The sequence below is a fragment of the Pannonibacter sp. CBAS1226 genome (assembly GCF_055685825.1).
The window spans coordinates 1-10,582 of the sequence record NZ_JBVOUO010000023.1 but is presented as its reverse complement, the minus strand read 5'-3'; the positions used below and the strand labels follow the sequence as shown (position 1 = coordinate 10,582).

The window sequence follows — 10,582 nt, the reverse complement described above, 5'->3', positions numbered from 1 at the left end:
CCCACGCGCCATCGGCATCGGAGCCGCCAAAGGCGCGCTCCATCTCAAGCCGCAGGCGCAGCACGTCGATCTGGAAGCCCTGAGCCAAATCGGGCTGCAGCGCTTCGGCGACGGCGAGGATCGAGAGCGCGGGATCGCGAGATGGAACAGGCACGGGAGGCGCAACAGGCGCGAGATAGGTCATCGGGAAGCTCCGGAATGAGGGAGAGGATCAGGCCCGGACACCCTCTCTCGGGCACCCTCAGGCCTGGTCTTCCCCGGCCCATCTCTCCCTCTCGAACCGACGCGTCCCAGAGGCTCGGCTTGATTTTGTTCCTGTTTTGTTCTATATTGAAAGCCAAGCCAGCAAGGGAGTTTCACGATGGACAGCACCACGCGCGCCCTGCCCGCGACACCGAAGCAGATCGCCTATGCGCGGTCGCTCGCCCTGCGCAACCAGACCCTCCTGCCCTGGGAGGTTCAGAAGGACCGCCGGTCGCTCAGCGCCTGGATCGAGGCGCAGACCCAGCTGAAGCCGGTATCGGACATGGACCGGCTGCCCACGTCCAAGCAGGTGGCATTCGCGGAGAAACTCGCCCGCATCAAGCGCCGCGCCGTCCCGGACGAATGCTTCCGCGACAAGGGGCTGATGTCCAAGTGGATCGACGGGAACAAGTGAGGACGGCACCGGCTGTCTCCGGCCTTCCGGAGCTTCTGCCATACCGCAGCTTGGCAAACCGAGCGTAATTGCCAACCTGTAGGTTGGCATACTGGCCCTTCGGGACATCAGTCTCGGTCAAACTCCTGTCCGAAGGACCAAGGCCTGGTCCCGGCGGCACGTCAGGAAATACACCGCTGCGACCTTCGGCAACCCCCGCAAGTCGTAGTCGTCTCTCGGCCCAGCGTCTTCAGATCTTCCTCCACTTGGGGCTAGTCCCTCAGTTCTTTGAAAATGGTGATATTGGAGCGTCCATAACGCTGGAAAAGCATCCTGATCAAAGAGAACTATAGTGGTCTCTTGGGGCAGAGGCGTCGCCGTACTCAGCGCGTATATGGGAAGCCCAGAAGACCGGCGGACTCGGTTCATCTTTGGAAGCCATGTGTTTTGCCGGAGTGACCTCTCTTTCATCCGGCGAAATGCTGCCCGTAACGCTTCCGTCGGTGAGGGCGGAGAGTCCAAAACCTCGAAGAATGCCTGATGGTCGCATGGCTTCAAGGTTGTGACGTCCGCGCTGTTGTCGTTTGCAGGCTTCATTTCTTCGGGCCTCCAAGGGCGCTTGCGCTGTAACTCGTCAGCCGACAGCCGTAACCGAGTAGTGCGGCGTCCCATCCCAAACAAGATCCCAGGATGCACCCGGCCGGACGTTCTGGATGGCGTGGGGCTCGAAGCAGACGAGGCAATTCCCGCCCGGCGCAGGAGCACGGACCGAAGGGTAGATCAGACCGCGGGATCCCACTCGACGCAGATGTTGGGCGAGGCTCTGGCCCTCGGGATAGCCGACAGCCGGATCGGGATGCAGCGCTGGGTGTTCCGGCTCATCGGTCAGATCATCGAAGACGCCGATGAAATCCGCCAGCAGTTCAACATAGCGAGCGCTGTCATGGAAGCTGCCGGTAAAGCCGAGTTCGCGTGTGCGGTGCCAGGCCACTTCGCTGACGGACACCATCACGTCCCAAGCGCAATACCACGCGCCGCGCTCCTCGGTGTTGAAGCGGTTTCCGCCGACGCGGGTATAGGTGAACGCGGCGTTGACATGACTGTCGCCATAGATGCGCAAATCGTGGCTCCGGCGCTGCCAGGCGAGCTCGCGCGGGTCCAGATGCGGGTTGCGACCACGTTCCGCCAGAAGACGGCCGCTGGTCAGTCCCTCGATCTCGGCCAAGATCTCCATCTCGTCATCGGTATCGACGAGACCCCGCAAGGACGGTGGCTTATGGTAGGTGGCGGGCAGTAGGCGAACGAGACCACGATCGGAAATCTCGGTCTGCTTCATGCCCCACCACGCAACGCATCAAGATAGGTCCGCACCGCCAGGATCTGCGGTAAACCCCCGTCGATGGCTGTGTCTACGGGACGGTTGCCCCCGAACAGCGGGCCGGTGTTCGGTCGGGTGAACCAGCTTCGCGCGAGCGGTTCGGAGAAGTAGAGTTCGAGCGACTTGTAGATGCCGATCACCGCACTGAGCCGCAGCAGTTGATCCTTGGTCAGTTCCCCCGCGAAATCCGGCTTCTTGGCGCGCTTCCATGTGCTCTCTGACATGTCGGCCAGGCCAGCCGCTTCCTTGAGGCTGAGACCCCAGGCGTCGGCCACGCGCGCGTAGGCCTTCAACGCGACGGCGTTAACCTGTGCAGGTTCCCGGATTTTCTCAGCAACGTACATGGCGTCCTCCATTGGCATCAACATAGATCATATGGCCTCATTGTAAAGATCAAATGAACCGTGCTGTCTCACCCGAAGCGGCGCCCTCCTTCGGTGAATGTGTACTCGTTGACAATGATCCCCTCCTCGATGGCCTCGTCCGAGGTCAGGTGGTCGTATTCAACCTGAAGCTGGCGGTAAAGCCAGCGGGCCAGATCACGCAGCGCCTCGGTCACAGTCTCCTCGGCATCCTCGGTCGGCGGCTGCCAGGTCGGGCTATCGCGGGTGACGTCCAGGGACATGGTGAATTCGTGGTAGTAGCGACCGCGGTGGCTGATCTCGGCGGCAAGCTGGTAGAAGTTCGGTCGCTGGATGGCCTGCAGCCGATCAGCGATGCCATGCAGCGCCGCGTCGCTCGGGGCGTAGTCCCGGATGCGCGCGGCGGCGCCCTTGGCGTGGGACCAGTAGCCCTCGAAGCACGCCCCGTCGCCCTGGCTCCAGAACCCGGAGAACCAGATGCAGGGTTTGGCCCGTGTCCCGCCGCCCATCAGGCGGACGGGTGTGGTCTTCAGGCGAATGCCGAGGATTTCGCAGACCCGCTCGAAGTCCTCATAGACCGCGTCCCACCAATCGTCATGGGGGCCAAGCTCGCGATACCAACTGCGCGCCTTTTCCTTGGCGGCCTCCGAGAGTTCGGGGAACTGGTAGACGGTGGTGCAGATGACCTCAGGCATGTGCGTCCTCCCCGTTCAGCGCGGCGGCGAGCCATTCCTGACTGCTCGTCCAGCCGATGGATTTGCGGGCACCGAGATCGATGACATGCGCGCCGCCGCCGAAGGCATCGAGGCGGGGCCGAGAACAGGTCAGGGCGTACTGGAACCCCCAGAGGCCGGTCAGGTCGAGCTCTTCGGCGAGGCGCAACACGAAGCGGATGACGGCTGCGACATCGCCGTGCTCGTCGTCATGGATCCAGAGGGTGCTGCCCTCGGGCGCGTCCTGGCGCACGAGGTCAAGGCCTGCGACTTCCGGTTCATCGGCGTCCTGATCCGCAGCACGCAAGCTCTGGAACAGGGCGAGCGCGCGGGCAGCTTTGTCGGGGGTGCAAACGTCGAGCAGGCACGAGAAATGGGAGAAGTGATCCGCCATGGGGACCTCCTGAATGGGAAAGACCCGGCCGAGAGGCCGGGCACTCGATTGAGATGAAGGGGTAGTCGGGGGCGATTAGCCTGTGGAACTGTCGCCCGCCGCCTGTCGCGCGGCATGCGCGCAGAGCATCTGCCGATAGAAGCGCTTGCGCGCGGCCCGGAAGCCGCGAACCACGCGCGTGTCGGGGTGAAGTGCCCGGACCGCCGCCCGCAGGACCGCATAGGGCGACGCCGTCATGGGCAAGCCGAGGCGCTGATAGGCCGGATCGGCCATCTCAGGCGACCTCGACCACGGGCGAGGCGAGATGCGGATCGACCAGCGCCTCGATCCGCTCGGCCCGACCCATCCAGGGCTCGGGCCGGATGGCTTTCACCCAGTCGGCAAAACTCGGGATGAAGCCGAGGTCTTCCTTCACATGCTGCTCGCCGACCCAACGGGTCGGGATAATGCGCCCGGTCGAGAGTGTGAGGGTGCTACCGAAGATCGTCTCGGCCATGAAGATGCCCTCGGCATGGTGGCGGAGCGCCCGGTGCCGAAAGTCCGCAGTTATCGATTTCGAGGCGTCGATTATGTGGACAGCATGCCGACGGTGGCGTTTTGCCCTATGCTGACCGTTACGACCCACAAAACCATCGAGGCGCAGATGTTCAAACTGACAGGCGCCGACGGTGGCGCGACCATTCTTGTGACAGATATGGACGGCAACGCAGTCGACCCAATCTGCAGTTTTGTCGGCTATCTGGGGGCGAAGGCGTATTCGCCGAACACCGCCCTTGCCTATGCACGCGACCTCATTCATCTCTGGACCTTTCTCTCAACCCAAGGAATTCACTGGACCTCCTTCTCCCCCGAACTCTCGGCCGCATTCCTCGAGTACCTCCGGTCGGTACACGCCAACCGCAAGCGCCGGGATACTTCGATCAGAATCGTGGTCAGCGAGGGGGCTGCCGTTCGGCAGGGCCTTTCAGCCGCCACGATCAATCGCATCCTCGTGGCGGTCGACGCCTTCTATCGCTGGGCGATTTTCACAGGAGCGTTCAGCGGGCCAAACCCCATAGTCAGAAGGCAGGATCGGACTTCCTGGCGGGTGAGCGACCGACACAAACCTTTTCTGGCAGGTATTTCGCGGCATAAGCCTGAGATCAGAGAATTGCGCCTGAAAACGGTGCAACGGCTCCCCCGACCGATGAGCCAATATCAGGTTGAAAGCTTACTGGCCGCCACCCGCAATCTCCGCGACCGCAGCCTGATCTTGCTCATGTTGAATGGTGGCCTACGCCCAGGGGAGGTCCTTGGATTGCAGATGAAAGACATAAGCTACGGGCGTCGTCGCATCTTCGTCCGCTGCTGCGACGATCATCCAAAGGGCGCGAGATCGAAGTCCCGCGTCGAGCGCATAGTCGATTTGCACGATGGCGAGACCCTAGAAACACTGAACACGTACGTCATGCATGAACGGCCTCACGATGCCGAAGCGCTGTTCGTTTTCCTCGTAGGCGGGGGAGGCGCAAATCGTAAGGATCCGTTGTCCTATTCTGCGCTGGCCCGTCTATTTGCCCGTGCTTGCGACCGCGCCGGGATCCGAGAACAGTGGATGACCCCCCATGCACTCCGCCACACCCACGCGACACGCATGTGGGAGGCGGGGATGCGAGAGCTGACCCTGCAGAAGCGCTTGGGCCATGCATCCCCGGAATCGACGAAGATTTATACTAGGGTCTCCGATGCCGTGGTCGTGACCGAATACCGGCGGGCCCTCGGCCTTGATCGCCCGGCGCGGGGTGAAGGGGGTCGTTTGCGGGAGGGGGCGGAATCCTACGCTAAGGCTTTGGCCAGCGATATTCTCCGGTGAGATTGATGTGTTCCCATCCGAGCGGCGAAACATGGGCCAAGAGATCGGGCGATAGCAGCTTTCCATCGCGTTTCTGGTTTGCAACGACCTCGCCGAGCTTCATGGTGTTCCAGAAGATGATGATGGCGGCGAGCAGATTCATGCCGGCGATGCGGTAATGCTGGCCTTCGGCGGAACGGTCGCGGATTTCACCGCGGCGGTGGAAGCTGATTGCCCGCTTCAGCGCATGATGAGCTTCGCCTTTGTTGAGCCCGATCTGGGCACGCCGTTGGAGTTCGGCATCCAGAATCCAGTCGATCATGAACAGGGTGCGCTCGACGCGACCGACTTCCCGCAGGGCTGTCGCGAGCTCGTTCTGCCGCGGATAGGAGGCGAGTTTCCGCAGAATCTGGCTTGGCGCGACGGTCCCGGCAGCAATGGTGGCGGCGATGCGCAGGATGTCGGGCCAATTGCGCTCGATCATGGCTTGGTTGACCTTTCCGCCGATCAACGCTCGCAGGTGCGCCGGGGCGGCCGACGGATTGAACGCGTAGAGCCGTTTGGATGGCAGGTCGCGGATGCGCGGAGCGAACCGGTAGCCGAGAATGGCACATGCGGCAAAGACGTGATCGGTGAAGCCGCCCGTGTCGGTGAACTGCTCGCGGATATGGCGTCCAGCATCGTTCATCAGCAGGCCATCGAGGATGTAAGGCGCTTCGCTTGCCGTTGCAGGAATCACCTGGGTTGCGAACGGCGCATATTGGTCGGAGACGTGGCTATAGGCTTTCAGGCCCGGGGTATTGCCATATTTCGCGTTGACCAGGTTCATGGCCTCACCTTGCTCTGTAGCGACGAAGAACTGTCCGTCGCTCGAAGCCGACGTGCCCATGCCCCAGAACCGGGCCATGGGTAACGCTGCCTGTGCCTCGACCACCATGGCCAGCGCCCGGTCATAGGCTTCGCCCTCGACATGCCACCGTCCAATGCGGATCAATTCCCAGAAGGTGTGGGTGTTTGTCGCATCCGCCATTTTGCGCAAGCCGAGGTTGATCCCTTCCGCCAAGATAACGTTCATTAGCCCGATCCGGTCAGCGCAGGGTGCTCCTGTGCGCAGATGGGTGAACGCTTCGGTGAAGCCGGTCGCCGCATCCACCTCCAGCAGGAGATCGGTGATGCGCGTGGGCGGGATCTGCTTGTAGAGATCGAGCACCAGATCTTCGGCGCCTGTCGGCGCGGCGGCTTCGAGTTTCTCGATATGCAGAACGCCGTTTTCAATCGACCCGCCCGGGATCGTGCCTGCGCGAGCGGCACGGCCAAGCTCGCGCAACCGCATGTCGAGGCGAGCTTGCCGGTCTGCCAGCCATTCCTCCGGCCGCAATGGCACAGCGAGACGACCGCCTTCCGCGATGGATTGTGCCGGAACGAGTGCGTGTTTCAGATCGCCATAGCGCCGGGACCTAGTAAGCCAGACATCTCCGGAGCGGAACGCATCGCGCAGATGGAACAGCACCGCGATCTCCCATAGGCGAGCGTCGCCAGCCCTCTGGGCCCGAAGGTGGCGATGCCATTTCGAGCTGGGCCGCAAGAAGCTGGTCATCGCGGCATCGTTCAAACCGGTACGAAGGGCCGTCACCGCTTCCAGAAGCGGCAGTGCAACGGGCGCAGCTCGCAGATCGAGCAGGCGCAACATGCGTGGAGCGTATCGGCGGAAGCGGTGATAACCGTCGAGCACATGATTGAGCGGATCGTCGGCCATGGTGGCGGTCAGCCTGGTTGCCATTGCAACAAGGGTTTTTAAGCCGTCCCACCCTGACCCACTCGCGATGACATCGCCCAGCGGCTGGCCATCATCCTGTGCATCGACCAGGGCGCCCCCGATCTCGGCGAAGGATTTCAGGGTGTCACGCACCACCCCCGCTTCGTCTGCGACCTTTGCATGGCAAATACGCTCCGAAGCACGGTAGAGACGGCCGACGATCCGGTCGTGGGTTTCGACCACTGCGTCGGCCAACATCGCCTGCCATTCCGAGACGCAAACAGCCAAGATCGCAAGCCGCCTGTCCTCCGGGAGATCGCGCATGCCGTCGGCATAATACCGTTCACCCTGCCTGCGCAGACGAGTCACCCGATGGGCAGGAACGCCGGCAAGCAGATCCTCGGGGAGATCGATGCGTTGCAGATATTCGAGCCGGTCGAGCAGCCGGTTGGCCGACGAAGAGTTCGAGCCAGGCTCGAACTGGCGCAGCCACACAAAACGGGTCACCCGATCATCAGCCGTCTCCTCGAGCAATGCCAGCAACTGTTCTCGGATCGACATAGGCAGCCGACTGGCGATCCTCGTCTCGATGCGTCGCTCGGCATCGACGAGAGCCGCGGCACAAAGCCGCTCGATCGTGGATGTCGCGGGAAGGACAGTGCGGGTGCGTCGGCACTCGGCTACGAAGCGACGGGCGATATCCTCGTTCGACACCGCCATCTCGGCTTCTCGGAACAACCATTCCTTCAGCTCGCTCGCACCACGTCCGGAGAAGGTGCGGAAGCCGTAGAGCCCCCGTAACTCGGCAAGATGCTCGTGCCGTGTTTCCTCGCGGGCAGCATAGTCTACGAGATCGTCGGCACCCAGGCCAAGCTGCGCTCCGATAAATTCGATGACCTCTGCAGGGATCAGTTCGCCTGGAGCCAGCACCCGGCCGGGATAGCGCAGGACACACAATTGCAGGGCGAAGCCGAACCTGTTGTGAGCGCGCCGACGCAGCCTGATATGCCCAAGGTCTTCATCACTCAGCGTATAGTGCTTGAGCAAATCCGTCTGTGAAGTCGGCAAGCGCAACAGCGCGTCTTTCTGCCGATCGGTTAGAGTGACGCGACGCGGCATACATGTTCCTTTTTCAAAATCTGATAGCGTTCAAGACGCTTTGTTTATGAAGCTGGTTGAGATACATTTCCAGAGGTCAATGCAATCGTGGCCGAAGCGCCGCCTCAAACCAACGTTTGTGAAACATGTTGATCGGCTACGCACGCATCTCCAAGGCTGACGGGTCGCAGTCTCTGGATCTCCAGCGCGACGCCCTGATCGCCGCAGGAGTGCCCGCGGAACGCATTTACGAAGATCAGGCATCCGGCGCACGCGATGATCGCCCAGGACTGGAGGCCTGCCTGCGGTCATTGCGGGAAGGGGATGTTCTCGTGGTCTGGAAGCTGGACAGGCTCGGGCGCACGCTGACCCACTTGGTCAACACCGTGCGCGACCTGTCGGATCGCGGCATCGGCTTGCGCGTGCTGACTGGTCAAGGCGCTGAAATCGACACCACCACCTCGGCCGGTCGCATGATCTTCGGCATCTTCGCGACCCTGGCGGAGTTCGAGCGCGACCTGATCCGGGAACGCACCATGGCAGGTCTCGCAGCCGCCCGGGCGCGCGGTCGAAAAGGCGGGCGAAAGTTCGCACTGACCAAGGCTCAGGTCCGCCTGGCCCAAGCGGCCATGTCAAACAGGGACACCTCAGTCGCCGCCCTCGCGGCCGAGCTGGGCGTCAAACCGGTGACCCTCTATCGCTACGTCGATGCCAACGGAAACCTCAGGGACCACGGAAGGCGCGTTTTATCGGCTTAGCGTAGGATTTAGCACCGTCCGGCAGCAGACCCCACCCCTGCCCCGCACGCCCAGAGCTCCCCTTGCGCGATGCGGATCAGCCTGACAGGCGATGCCGATCCTCTGGCCCGATCTGACATGCCAGATGCTGGCGCAGTGCCTCCTTGCCGTTCGCCCGGAGATCATCGTTGAAATCCCCGAGAAGCGGTTCCAGCACCCGAACGGCAATCCCGACCTCGTTTGCTCTGGCGCTCAACCTCTCTGCCGCGCCCCGCCCCGCCGGATCGCGGTCGATGGCGATGTAGAGGCGTCGCACCCCCTCCGGCAACAGGACCGCCCCGAGGTGACCCGACGAAAGCGCTGCCCAGACGGGAAGGCCGGGCACGGCCTCGACAAGGGACAGCATGGTCTCGATGCCTTCGCCGACCACGAGGATGTCGTCACACGGGGTCAGCCTGACGGCATTGCCGAGGAGGTGACCCATGGCTCGCCGCTGCGTCTCGACCCACGCCTTTCCCTGTCCGTCAGGTGCCAACCAAGTGCGATGCACACCCTGCAAGGCCCCTGCCCCATCGGTGACCGCAGCGATCAGCGCCGGTCTGGGGAGGCTCCGGGTCTGACCCTCATCCCGATGCCAGCACTTCGGGTGGAAGCGCAGCGCGCTCATCACGCCGCCTTGGGTCAAGCCCCGGGAGCGGAGGTAGGTGTCGGCAAGCGTGCCTGCGACCGGCACCGAGGCTGCAAACAAGCGCGTCGCCGCCGCTGGTGTGCCACCAGGGGCTTTGGCCTTCCTTTGCACTGGCACATCCAGGAGGACCGGCTGCGGACGGCCAAGATGCGCCCGGGCCTCGGCCAGAAGATCGGGAAAGCGCGATATCCCGGTCCTATCGCGGATGATATCGAGGAGATCACCATGTTCGCCCGTGGCACCGTCGGTGAACTTGCCGGCGGCACCTGGTCCGGACGCAGGCCCCGTCAGCCGCACGAAGAGCGACCGGCCAGGGTTGTTCTGCAGATCGCCCACGATCCAGTAGGACCCTTCCCGCCGTCCGGCGGGAAGGTAGGCGCGACAGACGCCTTCGGCATTTTCCGCCAGAGCGCGGATCACCTCTTCGGTCTCGGAATACATGGCTCAACACCCTCCGCGTGCATGTAGTCCCGTCACAGGACAACGTGCAAGCAGACGATCCAGCACGGCAATGCCGCTGGCATCGGTGGGGCAGAACAGGCGCAGCTTCCAGCTGATGATCTCCGAGAAGAAGCCATCGGCTTTGAGCCGGTCCTTGGCGGCCTCGGTGAAGCCGGAGAGCTCGATCCGGTTCACGCCCATGACGCGGGAGCGGTGGAGTTCCATCCCTTCTGCCAAGCGCACGACCGTCATGCCCTCGAGAGCGAGGGCATGGACCTGCGCCGCCGTAAGCCTTGGGGCGTCATCTGCCAGCGTGGTCGCGACCCAGGCGGGCGAGACGCGGCGGCCGATGATGCGCTGGCCGTCGTCGGTCTGCAGCCGGTAGACGCGGGTTTCGTCCTGGGGGAGCTGCTTCCAGATCGGCAGGAGCAGGCCCGCCACGATGTGCAGCGTGGATTCCGAGAACTCGGGTACTTCAGCCAGTTCGGAATTCCATGCGGCGGTGAAGGCCGCACGGTCGGCTTCCAGCCAGTGAGTGTCGTCCATG

12 protein-coding genes and 2 pseudogenes are annotated in these 10,582 nt (G+C 63.0%); 3 read left to right on the top strand and 11 right to left on the bottom strand.

Annotation, left to right across the window (positions count from 1 at the left end; translation table 11 throughout):
- A partial coding sequence (locus AC0CMF_RS25025; RefSeq protein WP_472482559.1) for a hypothetical protein occupies nucleotides 1-184 on the bottom strand: 184 nt, incomplete at its 3' end.
- Nucleotides 185-361: 177 nt separating this feature from the next.
- Here AC0CMF_RS25025 and AC0CMF_RS25020 point away from each other — a divergent pair.
- Nucleotides 362-658, top strand: a complete 297-nt coding sequence (locus AC0CMF_RS25020; protein WP_472482558.1) for a hypothetical protein — start codon at nucleotides 362-364, stop codon at nucleotides 656-658.
- Between the two features lie 117 nt (nucleotides 659-775).
- On the opposite strand, the gene AC0CMF_RS25015 is transcribed toward AC0CMF_RS25020, so the two are convergent.
- The 7 genes and pseudogenes from AC0CMF_RS25015 to AC0CMF_RS24985 all read right to left on the bottom strand — a co-directional run.
- Nucleotides 776-1,234, bottom strand: a complete 459-nt coding sequence (locus AC0CMF_RS25015) for a type II toxin -antitoxin system TacA 1-like antitoxin (RefSeq protein ID WP_472482557.1) — start codon at nucleotides 1,232-1,234, stop codon at nucleotides 776-778.
- Between the two features lie 37 nt (nucleotides 1,235-1,271).
- Nucleotides 1,272-1,973 carry an RES family NAD+ phosphorylase gene (locus AC0CMF_RS25010; protein WP_472482556.1) on the bottom strand — a complete coding sequence of 234 codons (702 nt, stop codon included), beginning with the start codon at nucleotides 1,971-1,973 and terminating at the stop codon, nucleotides 1,272-1,274.
- Complete coding sequence (locus tag AC0CMF_RS25005) at nucleotides 1,970-2,359, bottom strand: antitoxin Xre-like helix-turn-helix domain-containing protein (protein ID WP_472482555.1); 390 nt, start codon at nucleotides 2,357-2,359, stop codon at nucleotides 1,970-1,972. Before AC0CMF_RS25005 ends, AC0CMF_RS25010 begins: the two co-directional genes overlap by 4 nt.
- 68 nt (nucleotides 2,360-2,427) lie before the next feature.
- On the bottom strand, nucleotides 2,428-3,072 hold the full coding sequence (locus AC0CMF_RS25000) for an antitoxin of toxin-antitoxin stability system (protein WP_472482554.1): 645 nt from the start codon (nucleotides 3,070-3,072) through the stop codon (nucleotides 2,428-2,430).
- Complete coding sequence (locus AC0CMF_RS24995; protein WP_472482553.1) at nucleotides 3,065-3,484, bottom strand: hypothetical protein; 420 nt, start codon at nucleotides 3,482-3,484, stop codon at nucleotides 3,065-3,067. Before AC0CMF_RS24995 ends, AC0CMF_RS25000 begins: the two co-directional genes overlap by 8 nt.
- A gap of 75 nt (nucleotides 3,485-3,559) precedes the next feature.
- The gene (locus AC0CMF_RS24990) at nucleotides 3,560-3,757 is read right to left on the bottom strand and encodes a hypothetical protein (protein WP_472482552.1); all 198 of its coding nucleotides are present in this window, start codon (nucleotides 3,755-3,757) and stop codon (nucleotides 3,560-3,562) included.
- Between the two features lies 1 nt (nucleotide 3,758).
- Nucleotides 3,759-4,064, bottom strand: a pseudogene (locus AC0CMF_RS24985) (DUF6915 family protein); the annotation flags it as partial.
- Between AC0CMF_RS24985 and AC0CMF_RS24980 the strand changes: the two are divergent.
- Nucleotides 3,996-5,336 (top strand): tyrosine-type recombinase/integrase, encoded by a 1,341-nt coding sequence (locus AC0CMF_RS24980; protein ID WP_472482551.1) that lies wholly within the window; start codon nucleotides 3,996-3,998, stop codon nucleotides 5,334-5,336. The pseudogene AC0CMF_RS24985 and the gene AC0CMF_RS24980 overlap by 69 nt on opposite strands.
- On the opposite strand, the gene AC0CMF_RS24975 is transcribed toward AC0CMF_RS24980, so the two are convergent.
- A complete protein-coding gene (locus AC0CMF_RS24975) occupies nucleotides 5,305-8,190 on the bottom strand; it encodes a Tn3 family transposase (RefSeq protein WP_001138082.1) in 2,886 nt (961 codons plus the stop codon). The genes AC0CMF_RS24980 and AC0CMF_RS24975 overlap by 32 nt on opposite strands.
- A 125-nt stretch (nucleotides 8,191-8,315) precedes the next feature.
- On the opposite strand from AC0CMF_RS24975, the gene AC0CMF_RS24970 reads away from it, so the two are divergent.
- Entirely contained in the window at nucleotides 8,316-8,927 is a 612-nt protein-coding gene (locus tag AC0CMF_RS24970) for a recombinase family protein (protein WP_038148987.1), read from the top strand.
- A gap of 76 nt (nucleotides 8,928-9,003) precedes the next feature.
- Here the strand turns inward: AC0CMF_RS24970 and AC0CMF_RS24965 are convergent, their stop codons facing one another.
- Both AC0CMF_RS24965 and AC0CMF_RS24960 read right to left on the bottom strand, forming a co-directional pair.
- Nucleotides 9,004-10,035 (bottom strand): DUF7146 domain-containing protein, encoded by a 1,032-nt coding sequence (locus tag AC0CMF_RS24965; protein WP_323034365.1) that lies wholly within the window; start codon nucleotides 10,033-10,035, stop codon nucleotides 9,004-9,006.
- A gap of 3 nt (nucleotides 10,036-10,038) precedes the next feature.
- Nucleotides 10,039-10,582 (bottom strand): annotated as a pseudogene (locus AC0CMF_RS24960) (methylase); the annotation flags it as partial.